The organism is Blattabacterium sp. (Mastotermes darwiniensis) str. MADAR (assembly GCF_000233435.1).
Lineage (GTDB): Bacteria > Bacteroidota > Bacteroidia > Flavobacteriales > Blattabacteriaceae > Blattabacterium.
Genome location: NC_016146.1, coordinates 527,422 through 542,716 on the forward strand (window position 1 = coordinate 527,422; position 15,295 = coordinate 542,716).

At 25.9% G+C, this 15,295-nt stretch carries 16 protein-coding genes; 7 read left to right on the forward strand and 9 right to left on the reverse strand.

Going from position 1 to position 15,295, the window contains the following annotated elements; translation table 11 throughout:
* Positions 1-8: 8 nt before the first annotated feature.
* Both MADAR_RS02605 and aroQ read left to right on the forward strand, forming a co-directional pair.
* Positions 9-743: a pseudouridine synthase gene (locus tag MADAR_RS02605; protein WP_014158971.1), complete on the forward strand. Its 735-nt coding sequence runs from the start codon at positions 9-11 to the stop codon at positions 741-743.
* On the forward strand, positions 712-1,146 hold the full coding sequence (aroQ, locus tag MADAR_RS02610; protein WP_014158972.1) for a type II 3-dehydroquinate dehydratase: 435 nt from the start codon (positions 712-714) through the stop codon (positions 1,144-1,146). Before MADAR_RS02605 ends, aroQ begins: the two co-directional genes overlap by 32 nt.
* Here the strand turns inward: aroQ and yihA are convergent.
* From yihA to MADAR_RS02635, 5 genes are read right to left on the reverse strand one after another with little or no spacing between them, the layout of a single operon-like run.
* Positions 1,113-1,727, reverse strand: coding sequence for a ribosome biogenesis GTP-binding protein YihA/YsxC (gene yihA, locus MADAR_RS02615; protein ID WP_014158973.1), 615 nt, complete (start codon positions 1,725-1,727; stop codon positions 1,113-1,115). The genes aroQ and yihA overlap by 34 nt on opposite strands.
* Positions 1,702-2,466, reverse strand: a complete 765-nt coding sequence (locus tag MADAR_RS02620; protein WP_014158974.1) for an alpha/beta fold hydrolase — start codon at positions 2,464-2,466, stop codon at positions 1,702-1,704. Before MADAR_RS02620 ends, yihA begins: the two co-directional genes overlap by 26 nt.
* Positions 2,463-3,224, reverse strand: coding sequence for a ribonuclease III family protein (locus tag MADAR_RS02625; RefSeq protein WP_014158975.1), 762 nt, complete (start codon positions 3,222-3,224; stop codon positions 2,463-2,465). The genes MADAR_RS02620 and MADAR_RS02625 overlap by 4 nt, the downstream gene beginning before the upstream one ends.
* Positions 3,214-4,473, reverse strand: coding sequence for a beta-ketoacyl-ACP synthase II (fabF, locus tag MADAR_RS02630; protein ID WP_014158976.1), 1,260 nt, complete (start codon positions 4,471-4,473; stop codon positions 3,214-3,216). The genes MADAR_RS02625 and fabF overlap by 11 nt, the downstream gene beginning before the upstream one ends.
* Before the next feature lie 16 nt (positions 4,474-4,489).
* Positions 4,490-4,744 carry an acyl carrier protein gene (locus MADAR_RS02635; RefSeq protein ID WP_014158977.1) on the reverse strand — a complete coding sequence of 85 codons (255 nt, stop codon included), beginning with the start codon at positions 4,742-4,744 and terminating at the stop codon, positions 4,490-4,492.
* An 89-nt stretch (positions 4,745-4,833) separates the two neighbouring features.
* Between MADAR_RS02635 and pckA the strand changes: the two genes are divergently transcribed.
* Positions 4,834-6,408 carry a phosphoenolpyruvate carboxykinase (ATP) gene (pckA, locus tag MADAR_RS02640; protein ID WP_014158978.1) on the forward strand — a complete coding sequence of 525 codons (1,575 nt, stop codon included), beginning with the start codon at positions 4,834-4,836 and terminating at the stop codon, positions 6,406-6,408.
* Positions 6,409-6,414: 6 nt separating this feature from the next.
* On the opposite strand, the gene MADAR_RS02645 is transcribed toward pckA, so the two are convergent.
* Positions 6,415-7,008 (reverse strand): riboflavin synthase, encoded by a 594-nt coding sequence (locus tag MADAR_RS02645; protein ID WP_014158979.1) that lies wholly within the window; start codon positions 7,006-7,008, stop codon positions 6,415-6,417.
* Positions 7,009-7,038: 30 nt separating this feature from the next.
* On the opposite strand from MADAR_RS02645, the gene pdxA reads away from it, so the two are divergent.
* The gene (gene pdxA, locus MADAR_RS02650) at positions 7,039-8,082 is read left to right on the forward strand and encodes a 4-hydroxythreonine-4-phosphate dehydrogenase PdxA (RefSeq protein ID WP_014158980.1); all 1,044 of its coding nucleotides are present in this window, start codon (positions 7,039-7,041) and stop codon (positions 8,080-8,082) included.
* Here the strand turns inward: pdxA and MADAR_RS02655 are convergent.
* Both MADAR_RS02655 and atpD read right to left on the reverse strand, forming a co-directional pair.
* Entirely contained in the window at positions 8,077-8,310 is a 234-nt protein-coding gene (locus MADAR_RS02655) for a F0F1 ATP synthase subunit epsilon (protein WP_014158981.1), read from the reverse strand. The genes pdxA and MADAR_RS02655 overlap by 6 nt on opposite strands.
* 15 nt (positions 8,311-8,325) lie before the next feature.
* Positions 8,326-9,837, reverse strand: coding sequence for a F0F1 ATP synthase subunit beta (gene atpD / locus MADAR_RS02660; RefSeq protein ID WP_014158982.1), 1,512 nt, complete (start codon positions 9,835-9,837; stop codon positions 8,326-8,328).
* 90 nt (positions 9,838-9,927) lie between these two features.
* Here atpD and MADAR_RS02665 point away from each other — a divergent pair, with 90 nt between their 5' ends.
* A complete protein-coding gene (locus MADAR_RS02665) occupies positions 9,928-10,884 on the forward strand; it encodes a bifunctional riboflavin kinase/FAD synthetase (RefSeq protein WP_014158983.1) in 957 nt (318 codons plus the stop codon).
* Positions 10,881-13,595: a PD-(D/E)XK nuclease family protein gene (locus tag MADAR_RS02670; protein WP_014158984.1), complete on the forward strand. Its 2,715-nt coding sequence runs from the start codon at positions 10,881-10,883 to the stop codon at positions 13,593-13,595. The genes MADAR_RS02665 and MADAR_RS02670 overlap by 4 nt, the downstream gene beginning before the upstream one ends.
* 13 nt (positions 13,596-13,608) lie before the next feature.
* Here MADAR_RS02670 and MADAR_RS03085 read toward each other — a convergent pair whose 3' ends face one another.
* On the reverse strand, positions 13,609-13,947 hold the full coding sequence (locus MADAR_RS03085) for a hypothetical protein (protein ID WP_041178006.1): 339 nt from the start codon (positions 13,945-13,947) through the stop codon (positions 13,609-13,611).
* A gap of 52 nt (positions 13,948-13,999) precedes the next feature.
* Here MADAR_RS03085 and tyrS point away from each other — a divergent pair, with 52 nt between their 5' ends.
* Entirely contained in the window at positions 14,000-15,295 is a 1,296-nt protein-coding gene (gene tyrS / locus MADAR_RS02680) for a tyrosine--tRNA ligase (RefSeq protein ID WP_014158985.1), read from the forward strand.

Here is a 15,295-nt window from a genome sequence, read left to right on the forward strand (position 1 = left end):
ATAGTTTTATGAATCCAACAATAAAAAAAAACGATTTTATACGATTGAATCATTATTTATCCAATTCTGGAATATCCTCTAGAAGAGAGGCTGATAAATTGATTCAATCAGGAATCATAGAAGTTAATGGAAAATCCATATCAAAATTGGGAACCATCATTCACATGAATGATGTTATAACTATTAATGGAAATAGAATTAAGAATAAAAAGAAAATATATATACTACTTAATAAACCTAAAGGTTTTATTACTTCTACACATGATCCTTTTAATAGAAAAACAGTAATGAATTTAATCCCAAATTTTTCTGATTATAGAATCTATCCCGTTGGAAGATTAGATCGTTCAACTACAGGAGTTTTACTTCTTACAAATGATGGATCTATTACAGAAAAATTGACTCATCCGAAATATAATATAAAAAAAGTATATCATGTTGTATTAAATAAGAATATTCACGATAACGACATACATAAAATAAAAAAAGGAAAAATATTCCTCCATGAAGGAAGGGTAAAAGTTGATTTTATATACAAAAAAAAAAATAAAGTAAAAATTGGATTGCATATAGGATGGAATAGAGTAATTAAACGAATTTTTAAAAAACTAAATTATGAAGTAATACAAATAGATAGAATTAATTTTGGAGGATTTAATAAAAAAAATCTTAATAGAGGTAACTGGTGTTTTTTAAATAAAAAAGAAGTAGATGATACTACAAAAAAAAATAAGCATTATTAATGGTCCTAACTTGAATCTTTTAGGAAAAAGAGAACCAGAATTATACGGAACTATAAATTTTATAGATTATTTAAATAAACTAAAAAGAAAAAAAATTTTTTCCAACATGGAAATTACTTATTTTCAAAGCAATCATGAAGGAAAAATTATAGATATACTACATAATATTGGATTTCAATCAGATGGAATTGTTCTCAATGCAGGAGCATATACTCATACTTCTTTAGGAATAGCTGATGCTATTAAATCTATTTCTTCTCCAGTCATAGAAGTTCATATTTCTAATATTCATTCAAGAGAATCCTTTAGAAAAAAATCGTTTCTATCTTCTGTTTGTAAAGGAACTATTTTTGGTTTCGGATTAAAATCCTATGAATTAGGAATAATAAGTTTTTCCTTGTAAGATTTATTAAAATTTTGAATATGTTGAATTATTTCTTTTCTTCCATATCCTTTCTTTACGGATACTTTGAAATACTTAGGCATCGAGAAAGAAGTTTTTTCAATTTCTTCCTTACAAAGATCTATCTTTTTATCCAAAATTCTGGAACTTAGTTTATCCGTTTTTGTAAAAACAATACAAAAACGAATTTTTAAATTGTTTAACTTTTTTATGAAGTCTAGATCTATTTTCTGTAAGACAGTTCTGCAATCCATCAATAGAAACAAAAGAATTAAATTTTTTCTATAAGAAACGTAATCTAGAATTAATTTTCTCTTTTCTTTTTTTTTCCTCTTAGAGTATCCATATCCAGGCAAATCTGTTAAATACCATTCATGATTTATCAGAAAAAAATTGATCAATTTCGTACTTCCTGGATGAGAGGAAACTTTAGCTATTTTTTTACAATTTGCAATAAAATTAATCAAACTGGATTTTCCTACATTAGAACGTCCAGAAAAAGCATATTCAGGAAGATTATGAAAAAAAAATTGATGTAATTTAACAAAACTTCCTTTAAATTTTACAGAAAAAATTTTCATGATCAAAATCAAATTTGGATAACCATTTTTCTAATATTTTTATAAATTTTTTTGGATGTTCCATCATAGGAACATGTCCGCATTTATCTATCCAATATAATTCTGAACAGGGCAATAATCTATGAAACTCCTCTGCTACTTCTGGAGGAGTAACATGATCTTGCTTTCCCCAAATTAAACAAATAGGTTGTTGAATAAGAGATAAATCCTTAGACATATTATATTTCATTGCACTTTTTGCAATGTATAAAGTTTTAATTCCTTTTTTTTTATCATTCACAATATGAAATACTTCATCGATCAATTCTTTAGTAGCAATTCTAGGATCATAAAAAACTTCTTGCGATTTTTTTCGAATATATTCATAATTTTCTCTTTTAGGAAATGCTTCTCCAAAAGATTTTTCGAATAAACCAGAACTTCCTGTAAGTACAACAGAATGTACTAAATCTATTCTTTCTTTTGCTATGATTAAGGCTATATGTCCTCCTAGAGAATTTCCTATCAATGTAGCTTTTTCAATCTCTATTTCTATTAAAAATTGAATAATATATTTAGATATATTATAAATATTTGTAAGAAATAAAGGCATATTATAAAGTGGAAGTGAAGGAATAATAACCTTGTATCCTTTTTTTGGAAAGAAATCTAAAAGTGCATCAAAATTGCTTAATCCCCCCATTAACCCATGAAGCAATATTAATGGATGTCCTACTCCCTTTTTTATGTAAGATATCATGTGAAATATTTTTTACATTGTTTTTGAATAAGGAAATAAGCTTGTTTTGCTGCAAATTCTTCCGATTTTTTTTTTGAAGGACCTCTTCCTTCTGTTTTTATTCCACATTCAGAGATACTAACCTCAGAAAGATAAGTGATTACATGTGGATATTCTTCTTCAATTTTAATTTCTTTTTTTTCTCTAAAAGTATTAAAATTTATAATAAATTTATTTTTTTGAGACCATTCTATAATCCATACTTTGTAGCTAAAAATTTCCTTTTGCAATCTCGTAATATTTACATGATGATGTAATATTTTTTTATACACAAAATTTTTACATTCTTGATATCCTATTTCTAAATAAATAAAACCTATTAAAGCTTCAAGGACATTTCCCAATATATTATCGGATACAAGGGGCTTATTCAAAAAAAATATTTCGGTTATAAAAAGTTTTTTAGATATATCATTTAAATTTTTTCTGCATACGATTTTAGATCGTACTTGAGTTAACTCTCCTTCTTTTTTTTTAGGAAGCCGTTCATACAAAAAATGTGAAATAATGGAATTCAATACAGCATCTCCTAAAAATTCTAATCTTTGAAAATTAACATAATAATTCTTATTCAAATTCCTTTTTTCTGTTGAAAAACTATAAACGAATACTTCCTTGAAAAATTTTATATTCTTTGGACAAAAACCCAGTACATTCTTTAATTTTTTAAAGAAAAGAGAATCTTCATCGTTTTGAAAAAAAAAATCATCAGATAACATCTATTTGCTTAAATAAAATACAAACGTTATGTCCTCCAAAACCAAAAGTGTTGCATATACTAATTTTGACTTCTCTTTTTATAGCTTTGTTTGGAGTAAAACTAATTTTTGGATCTATTCTTTCGTCTACTTGAAATAAATTAATAGTTGGAGGTATAATCTTTTTACTTAAAGGAAGTATAGTAGCAATGGCTTCTATAGCTCCTGCTGCACCTAGTAAATGACCTGTCATAGACTTAGTAGAATTTATATCAATATTGTATACATTTTTTTTAAATACCGTTTGAATAGCTCTCACCTCTGCAAGATCTCCCAAAATTGTGGAAGTTCCATGAGCATTAATATGATCTACTTTACTATATTCAATTTCAGCATCTTCTACAGCTGATCTCATAGCTATAATTACTCCCCTCCCTTCCGGATGAGGAGCCGTTATATGATAAGCATCTCCAGACATACCTACTCCTCCTATTTCCGCATAGATATTAGCACCTCTTTTTTGAGCATGATTGTATTCTTCAAGTATTAGACACCCAGCTCCTTCTCCCAAAACAAAGCCATCTCTATCCTTATCAAAAGGACGTGAAGCTGTTTTGTAATCTTCATTTCTAGTGGATAAAGCATGTAAAGCATTAAAACCTCCTACTCCACTTTGTGTAATAGCAGCTTCAGAACCTCCTGTTACCATAATATCTGCTTTCCCTAAACATATTAAATGATAAGCATCAACAATTGCATTAGAAGATGAAGCACAAGAGGATACAGTAGCATAATTAGGCCCATAAAGTCCATAATTCATCGAAATAAAACCAGCAGTAATATCTATGAGCATTTTAGGAATAAAAAAAGGACTAAATCTAGGATATCTTCCTCCATCAACATAATCCGAAATAGATTCTTCTAAGTTTAAAAGACCTCCAATTCCAGACGACCAAATAACACCCACACGTTCCCTTTTTTCTTTGTAAAAATCGATCTTACTATTTTCAACCGCTTCTGAAGAAGCTAAAATTCCATATTGTGCACACGGATCCAATTTACGTTGTTCTTTTTTACTAAAAAAAAGACTGGGATCATAATTTTTTAATTCGCAAGCAAATTTAGTTTTATATTTTTCGGTATTAAAATAAGTAATGGGAGCAGAACCACTTTTTCCACTAATCAGGGATATCCAATATTCTTCAACATTATTTCCTATCGGAGTAATAGAACCAATACCAGTAACTACTACTCTCTTTAATTTTTTCATAAGATACTAATAAATACTAATTATTATTTTTCTTTTCATTCAAGAGATCTTCTATCGCCTGTATAGCTTCTCCTACAGTAGTTATTTTTTCTGCCTTTTCATCAGAAATATTAATGTTAAATTCTTTTTCAAATTCCATAATAAGTTCTACAATATCTAAAGAATCAGCCCCTAAATCATTAGTAAAGCTAGCATTAAGGATAACATCCCTTTCTTCTACACTCAATTTTTCTACTATAAGAGACTTCACTCTTGATGCAATATCAGACATAGGATCATAATTTTTATTCTAATCTAATACAAAATTAGTAAACTTTTATATATAAATTTGTATCAATGATACTTTAATGATACTATGGCATGAGTTCTCTAGAAAATTATGGAATATTGAATTCTTCAAATAATTGGCAATTATCCCCTGATGAATTGCAAAATATAATTTTACGAAACAAAATGGGTATAGAAACTGAATCAGGAGTTTTGGCTATCTACACTGGTTTATTCACTGGACGTTCTCCCGCAGATAGATTTATAGTAAAGGATAGCATTACCGAAAAAAAAGTATGGTGGAATGATAAATTCAATCGATCTTTTGACCCTGAAAAATTCAATCAGTTATATAATAAAATAGTCAGATACCTATCTGGAAAAAAATTATACATACGAGATTGTTTTTTATGTTCCGATAAGCGTTATCAACTGAATGTTCGTTCTATTAGTGAATATCCATGGTCGGATTTATTTGTCCACAATCTTTTTTTTAGAGTTCCCAAAAAAGGACAAATATTACCAGATTGGTTGTTGTTATGTACCCCTGGATTTCAAGCAAACCCAATAACAGATGGAACACGTAGTAAAAATTTCTCTATATTAAATTTCTACAAAAAAATTGTATTAATTGGAGGATCAGGATATACAGGAGAAATAAAAAAATCAATTTTTTCTGTACTAAATTTTATACTCCCTAATAAAAAAGTACTACCTATGCATTGCTCTGCTAATATTGGAAAAATACAAAAAGATACAGCTCTTTTTTTTGGATTGTCTGGAACAGGAAAAACAACTATTTCCAATGATACCAACAGGAAATTAATAGGAGACGATGAACATGGATGGACTTCGGATAATATTATTTTCAATTTTGAAGGAGGTTGTTATGCCAAAATACTTGGAATTTCTAAAGAAAAAGAACCTATGATTTATCAATCTATCAGAAAAGGAGCCATGTTAGAAAATGTTCTTTTTAAAAAAGGGACCAAAGAAGTGGATTTTTTCAATGATTCTATTACACAAAATATTAGAATAAGTTATCCTATATATTTCATAAATAATATTGAAAAAAAATTACTATCCTCTAATATTAGAAATATTTTCTTTCTAACCTATGATGCTTTCGGTGTATTACCCCCTATAGCAAAACTAAATAAAGCACAATCTGCTTATTATTTCTTATTGGGATATACTTCTAAAGTGGCTGGAACAGAATTGAACATAATAAAACCACAAGCTACTTTTTCTTCCTGTTTTGGAGCTCCATTCATGCCATTAAATCCTATACAATACACAAAAATGCTAATAAAAAAATTAGATAATCCAAAAATAAATGTATGGATGGTAAATACAGGAATTATTTCCAGTGGAGATACCTCTGGTTCTCGTATTAAATTAAGAGATACACGAAAAATTGTCCAATGTGTTTTGAATGGGAGTCTATCTAGGGTTGATTATGAAAGATATCCAGTTTTCAATTTTTATATTCCAAAATATTGTCCAGGAATATATTCAGATATTTTAAATCCAAAAAATACATGGAAAAATAAAAAAATGTATCAGGATCAATTAGAAAAACTTGTAAAAAAATTCATGAAACATTTTGATTTATACAGGAAATATACCAACAAAGAAATATTATCTGGAGAACCTAAAATAGGATAATAATTTTTATTTCATTTTCAAGAAAAGAAATTTCCTAATATATTTTCCCAAAATATCGTATTCCACATTAACAAAATTACCTACTTTCATGAAACGAAAATTTGTTTTTTCATAGGTATAAGGAATAACAGATACACTAAATATGTAATTAGTGCATTTTTTTATTGTAAGACTAATTCCATTTACAGCAATAGATCCTTTTTCTACTACAAAAGAATCCAATTTTTTTTTGGATTTAAAAGAGAATAACCAACTTCCATTTTTTTTATTTATTTCAACAATTTTAGCTATTGTATCTACATGTCCTTGCACTAAATGTCCATTCACCCTTTCATGAAGTTTCATTCCACGTTCCAAATTAACTTCATCTTTTATTTTTAAAAAATATAAATTGGTGCAACGTAAAGTTTCTTCCGAAGCCATTACTGAATAATTTTTTTTGTTAACCTCTATGAGAGTTAAACATATTCCATTATGAGAAATACTTTGATTAATTTTAATCTGATCAAAAAATGGATTTTTAAAAGTAATATATAGATTATTTTTTTTACGATTTAATTGTTGTACTTGGGTAGTACATTCTATAATCCCATTAAACATATTCATAATTTTTTTTAAATTAAAACATAAATGAATTATAGAAAAAAAAAAATAAGAGTAGGAATTTCCACAGGAGATATAAATGGAATAGGAATAGAAATCTTTTTAAAAGTATGTCGTAAAAAGAAACTTTTGGATTTCTTTACCCCAATATTATTTGGATCTACAAAATTATGTTCTTATTATGAAAAAATTCTGAATATTGAGTTAAATAATATACGAGAAATAAAAAATTTAAAAGAAGTTGTTGATTATAAAATCAATGTTTTAAATATTTGGAAAGAGGATATTAGATTTGACTCAATAAAAATAAATCCTGAATCAGGAAAATATCCTATTTTATCTTTAAAAAAAGCAGTAAAAGCTTTAAAAGAAGGAAAAATAGATGTTCTTGTTACAGCTCCTGTCAACAAAAAATGGATGAATTTTAAAGGATTCCATTTTTTAGGTCATACAGAATATTTACAAACCCTTTTAGAAGGAGAATCCTTAATGTTAATGATTCATGATACCTTAAAAATAGCTTTAGTGACTAATCATTTATCATTAAAAAATGTTAGTTCTGAAATAACTATAAAAAAAATTATAAAATCCATAAAAATTTTACATCAATCTTTAATAGTGGATTTTTCTATAGAAAAACCTAAAATTGCGGTTTTAGGATGCAATCCTCACTCTGGAGAAAATGGATTATTAGGAGAAGAAGAAAAAACTCAAATTAAACCAGCTATTGATAGTTTATTTCAAAAAAAAGGATTATTAGTTTTCGGTCCTTATTCTCCAGATGGATTTTTTGGGAATCATAACTATCGAAATTTTGATGCAGTTTTAGCCATGTACCATGATCAAGGATTAATTCCTTTTAAAATATTAACCTTTAATGAAGGAGTAAATTTTACAGCTGGTCTTTCTCATATACGTACTTCTCCAGATCATGGAGTAGCGTATGATATTGCAAAAAAAGGAAAAGCTAATGAAAAATCTTTTGAAGAAGCTATTTTTAGTGCTATAAAAATATTCAACAATAGAAAAGAATACATGAAAATTGTTTCTTCAAAATATAAATCTCTATAAAATAACAACAATTACATTTTTTTTTACTTGTAAAAAACCTCCATTTATTTTCATTTTAAAATCTTTATTATGGTGACTTATTTTTATTAATCCATATCCCAATACAGAGATAAGTGGAGCATGATTTTCTAATATTTGAAAATAACCATCTAATCCAGGAACTGTAATAGAGTTGACTTTTTCATCCTGATACAAGATTTTTTCAAAATCAATAATTGTTATCTGCACGTTAAAATATTTTTTTCATTGCATTTTTTTTCCAGTTTGGATCACCTGTTCAATAGTCCCTTTCAAATTAAAAGCTGGTTCCGGAAAATCATCTAATTCTCCATCCATAATCATGTTAAATCCTTTAATTGTATCCTCAATTTTTACAAATTCTCCTTTTATCCCTGTAAATTGCTTGGCTACATGAAAGGGTTGAGATAAAAAACGTTGAACACGTCTAGCACGATAAACTATTAATTTATCTTCTTCACTAAGTTCCTCTATTCCAAGAATAGCAATAATATCTTGTAAAGAATTATATTTCTGTAAAATTTCTTTAACACGTTGTGCACAATGATAGTGATCTTTGTCTATTATATCTGGAGATAAAATTCGTGAAGTAGAATCTAATGGATCTATGGATGGATAGATACCTAAAGAAGCAATCTTTCTTGAAAGAACTGTAGTTGCATCTAAATGAGAAAACGTAATAGAAGGAGCAGGATCCGTTAAATCATCTGCTGGTACATAAACAGCTTGAACAGAAGTAATAGAACCTTTTTTTGTCGATGTAATTCTTTCTTGAAGTTCCCCCATCTCAGATGATAAAGTAGGTTGATATCCAACAGAAGAAGGAATTCTTCCTAATAAAGTAGAAACTTCTGATCCAGCTTGAATAAATCTAAATATGTTATCTATAAAAAATAAAACATCTTTTCCTTTTTTTTCTCCAAAGGATTGATCTCTGTAATATTCGGCTAATGTCAATCCAGTTAGAGCCACTCTAGCTCTTGCTCCAGGAGATTCATTCATCTGTCCAAAAACAAACACAGCCTTAGATTCTTTTAAGGCTTCTTTGTCCACCTTAGATAAATCCCAATATCCTTTTTTCATAGAATCCATAAATGAATCTCCATACTTGATAATTCCGGATTCTAACATTTCTCGTAATAAATCATTACCTTCTCTGGTACGTTCTCCTACTCCAGAAAATACCGAAAACCCTCCATGTTTTTTTGCTACATTATTGATCAACTCTTGGATTAACACAGTTTTTCCTACTCCAGCACCTCCAAATAATCCAATTTTACCTCCTTTTGGATAGGGTTCTATAAGATCAATAACTTTAATTCCCGTATATAATATCTCTGTATCCGTAGACAATTCTTTAAATTCTGGAGAATAATTATGAATTGGTTTATTATGATTATACCTGTCTAAAGGTTCTAATCCATCAATAGGAGTACCTAAAACATTGAATATCCTACCATTAATAGAATCTCCTATAGGGACACTGATTGGACCTCCTGTCATTTCTACTTTTTGACCTCTTCGCAATCCATCTGTAACCTCCATAGCAATACAACGAACTTTATTTTCTCCAATATGTTGCTGAACTTCTAATACTATTTTATTTTTATTATTTTTAGATAATTCTACTTCTAATGCATCGTTAATATTAGGAAGAATAGATCCATTCTTGAATGAAACGTCAACCACTGGTCCTATAATTTTAATTATTTTTCCTTTTAATTTCTTTTTATCCATACATTTTTTTTTAAAAAGATACTATACAATATACGGGTAGTATATGTGAATCATATATATTTGTAAATATAAATTTTAAGATAAAAAATTTTGAAAATTTATTCATTCATTGATGAATTTTCTTCCTTTTTACCGTGTGTATTTACACTCGGTTTTTTTGATGGAGTTCACATAGGACATAAAAAAGTAATTCAAAATTTAGTCCTTAGAGCAAGAGTAATAAAATATTGTTCGGTCCTACTAACTTTTAATCCGCATCCAAAAAAAGTTTTGAATCCAGAAAAAAAATTTTTTTATTTAAATACTCTTTCTGAAAGAATTTATCATATCAAAAAAACAGGAATCGAAAACTTGATCATTCATCCCTTTACCATAAATTTTTCAAAATTAAGTACAAAAGATTTTTTTCAAAAAATTTTGTTTTCCAAAATAAAAATCAAGAAAATCATAACAGGATACGATTCTCATTTAGGAAAAAATAGAGATGGAACATTTCATCAAATCAGAGAATTTTCTAAATTATATGGTTTTGAACTATATAAAGTCAACCCCTGTATATTAGAAAATAAAATCGTTAGTTCTACCAATATACGAAAATCTCTTCTAAAAGGAAATATAGAATGGGCTAATAAAGCTTTAGGTTATTGCTATACATTATCTGGATACGTAGTAAGAGGAACAGGAATAGGAAAAATATTAGATTTTCCAACGGCCAATATTCAAATAAATAAAAATAAATTAATTCCAAAAAAAGGAGTTTATGCTGTAAAAATTCATTATTCAAATCATATTTATAAAGGAATGATGAATATAGGAGTACGTCCTACTATTGATAAAAAAAATCAAAAAATAAAAATTGAAGTACATTTTTTTGATTTTTATCAAAACATTTATGGGAAAAAAATTAAGGTTATAATAGTTCAAATAATTCGCGAAGAAAAGGAATTTAATACACTTCATGATTTAAAAGAACAAATTCAACGAGATCAAATAAAAATAAAAAATATTTTTAAAAAAAAATCTTTCGAATCAAATTATTTATTGTGATAAAAAAAATAGACAGAATCATTCAACATTTATTGAAACAAAAAAAATATATAGAAAAAAAATTATTATTGGTTTCATTTAACGATTCTCTTATAGAATATTTTAAAGAAAAATACCAAAAATATGGGATTTTCACAGAAATTTATACAATGGAAAAACTATTAGAAAAAATATCCGGATTATCTTCCTTTCATAAATCTTATATTCTATTTTATTTCTTTTATATATTAAAAAAAAGAAATAGTTATTTATCCAGAAGTTTTAATGATTTTTTGAAATGGGCTCCTGATATTTTAAATGATTTTCAGGATTTGGATTTTAACTTAATAAATATTGAGTACTTTTTTACTTATATCATTTCTACAGAAAAAATTAAAAAATGGAATCCTAATAATATAGAAAAAAACTTAGTAGGAAAAAATAATCTATTTTGGAATGAAATTTATAAATCCTATAAAATTCTTCAAGATATTCTTTTAAAAAAAGGGATTGGTTATAATGGAATGATTTTCAGAATAGCTATTCATCGTTTAAAAAATTTTTTATCCAATAACTTAGATACACGAATAATTTTATTTTTTTCCAGATTTCATCTATTAAACAAATGTGAGAAAATATTCATAAAAAAAATTATTCAATTAGATAAAGGATCCATATACAATTTGAATTTGGAAGAAAAAAATATGCTAATAAAAAAAATTTCTGATTTGTGCATCAAAAAAAAAACTTCAATAAACAATATCAATCCTAATAAAATAAAAATTATCAGAGTTTCTAAAGAAGTAGAACAAGTCAAAATAGTAGAAAAATTAGTTCATCAATTGATCCAGAATGGAAAAAAACCCAATCAAATTGTTTTAATTTTAGGAGACAAATATTTAACCATTCCTTTGTTATATTCTATAAAAAATATATTAGGAATTCCTATATCTATATTCACAGATTTTCCATTAAAAACACTTCCTATTCATCATACATTTCATTCAATTTTTCAATTATTGTTAAAAAAGGAAAAAATGAAAAATTTTTATGGAAAAGATATACTAAGAGTCTTATACGATGGATATATCCAAAAATTTTTTATCAAAAAAAATTTATCATTTTTAGATGAATTCAACAAATATCATTCAAATTTTGTTTCTGAATCTATAATGAATAAATATCTATTCAAAAATATAAACAATAAACTAAATATAATTTTTCAGATACCAACTTATGATACAAAAAAATGCATTATTGGTCTTATGAGTTTTATTACAGAATTTAAAATTTTGTTGTGTAAAAATGCACCAAAACATTTATTCGAATTAAAATTCCTTTCCAAATTAGAAGTCTATATGCAAAAACTGAAAATATTAGTTAGAAAAACAGAAACTTACTTTTTTGGAATTAAAGATATATTTAACATTTATCAACAATTTATAAAGACAGAGAAAATATCCTATATATGTAAAGATACAAAAGGTTTACATATAAGAGTATTTATGGATTCGTATTTTGAAAATTTTGAAAATACGATTATGACTTCTGTCAACGAAGGTTTTATTCCACCAGATAAAAAAATATATAATACTTTTATTCCTTTGGATATTCGTAATAAACTAAATTTTTCCATTTTTCAGGAAAATGAAGAGATTTATTGTCATTATTTTATAAAAATTTTGAATAATTCAAAAAATACTTATTTAATCTACAAAAATAAACCGGACGAACTTAATTCTGGAGAAAAGAGTCGTTTTATTCATCAAATAGAAATGAATTCAAATTTTTCCATGGAAAAAAAAAATAATTTTACATTTAATCTTTTAAATTCGTCAAAAAAAAACCCTTTTGTGATAAAAAAAACGAAATCAATGATTCGACGTTTGTATGAAATAGCCGATCAGGGTTTATCTCCTTCTTCCATACTTTTGTATAATTATAATCCTCTTTCTTTTTATTACAAAAAAGTACTCGGATTGAAAAATATAGAAAAAAAATCCATCAAACAAGAAACAGGAAAAATCATACACAAAATATTAGAAGTTTTATATCATCCCATTAAAGGAAATTTTATTACTTTAGATTGGATAAATAAAATGAAAAATAATTATGAATATATTACAAAAAATATTTTATCAAAAACTATAAAAAGTTCTTTTTTGGAGGGAAAAAATATTTTTCTATATTCTATAATAAAAAATTATATACAAAATTTTATTAATTGGGAGGAAAAATTGGTTCATCAAGGACATAAAATTTTTCTAAAAGAAATAGAAATTCATGCATCTACAAGATTAGATATAGGATTTCATCAAGTAAATTTATACGGAATTATAGATCGTATAGACGAATATAATGGGATGACACGTATTATTGATTACAAAATAGGAATATCCCAAAAACAAAAAATACATATTTCTTTGGATAAAATTGAAAATATATTCCAAGATCCTAATCACGGAAATACAATGCAATTACTTATTTATATGTATTTATTATGGTTTAAATCTGGATACAAAAAAAAATCTACAATAATTTCTCTTGTTTCACCAGAAAAACATAAAAAAGATTCAATCTTAACAATTCCCATAAATTTTTTTCATCAAAAAAAAAATAATATCACCTATGAAAGTTATGTAAAAATTTTTCTACCACATTTAATTAAAAGAATTTCTGAAATATTGGATCCAAAAATACCAATTCAAGAAAAAATAAATAGGTATGTTTGATGCTGAATTCTATTTATAGAATCCATATGGTTTTGAAAAAAAGAATCATAAAATACGATAAAAAAAAATTAATGATTGTTCTAAACGAATTCAATATGTTGATATTAATAACAAAATAAATAAATAGATTCACATTATAAAATAACTGTAAAATAACAATCCATACAATAAAATATGGTTTTTTATTTATAGTTGACCACAAACAAAGAAAGAAAAAAAGACTATTAACAGGCAATAAAAGAATATATAATAAAAGAAAATTTTTTTCATCAAAAAAAAAATTACAAACTATAATATGAATAGTTCCAAAAAAAAAAGTTGAAAAATTATATCCTATAATTTTTTTTATCATTTTTAAATAAATGTGTCTAAAAAAATCTATAAAATAATGTTACTATAATTTCATGAAAAACATTATTGATGAACTCTCTTGGAGAGGGTTGATCCAAAATAAAGTTCCTGGTGTAGAAAAACAATTAAAAAAATGTACTACTCTATATATTGGATTCGATCCTACTTCTGATTCCTTACACTTAGGAAGCTTGCTTTCCATTATTGTATTAATTCATTTTCAAAAAATGGGGCATAAATCCTTGATATTGATTGGAGGAGCCACTGGTCTTATAGGAGATCCATCGTATAAATATGATAGAAGATCTTTTTTTAGTAAAGAAACTTTATACAAAAATATAGAATCTATAAAAAAACAACTTTGTAAGTTGTTACATTTTCATTCAGAAGAAGTAGAATTTTTAGACAATTTTAATTGGATGAAAAATATTTATATTTTGGATTTTCTACGTGATATAGGAAAACACTTGACTGTAAGTTATATGATAACTAAAGATTCTGTTAAAAAACGTATTAAAAATAACGGAATTTCTTTTACTGAATTTACTTATTCCCTTATCCAAGGATATGATTTTCTTTATTTAAATAAAGAAAAAAATTGTCTCCTACAAATAGGAGGATCCGATCAATGGGGTAATATAACCACTGGAATAGAACTTATTAGAAAAATAACAGGAAAAAAAGCATATGGAATCACCTTTCCTTTAGTAACAAGAAATAATGGAATAAAATTTGGAAAAAGTGAAGAAGGGGAAAATATATGGTTAGACCATAATAAAACTTCTCCATATAAATTTTATCAATTCTTGATGAATATTTCGGATATGGAGATTGAAAAATTTATCAGAATTTATACTTTCTTACCGAAAGAAAAAATTGATACATTAATTTCAAAACATAGAAAGAATCCTGAAAAAAGATTTTTGCAAAAAAAAGTAGCTTCTGAAATAACTCAATGGGTACATGGAAAAGAATCCTATGAAAAAATTGTGAAAATTTCAAATATTTTATTTGAAAAAGAATATACATACTTATTATCTTTAGATGAAAAAATTTTTATTTCTATATATGAGAATCTCCCACATATGATTTTATCTCATCAAGAATTTGAAAAAGGAATTCTTTTATTAGATTTGTTAAAAAAAAGTAGTTTTTTCAATTCTAAAAGTGAAGCTAAACGAGCTTTAAATTTTAATTCCATCTTTATCAATAAAAAACTTATTAAAGAAAATATATTGCTCAAAAAAGAAAATATAATAGGAAAAAAATATATTTTACTACAATTTGGAAAAAAAAATTTTTTTATGATAAAAATTGAATCCAACGAAAAAAAACATATTCATTCCTGA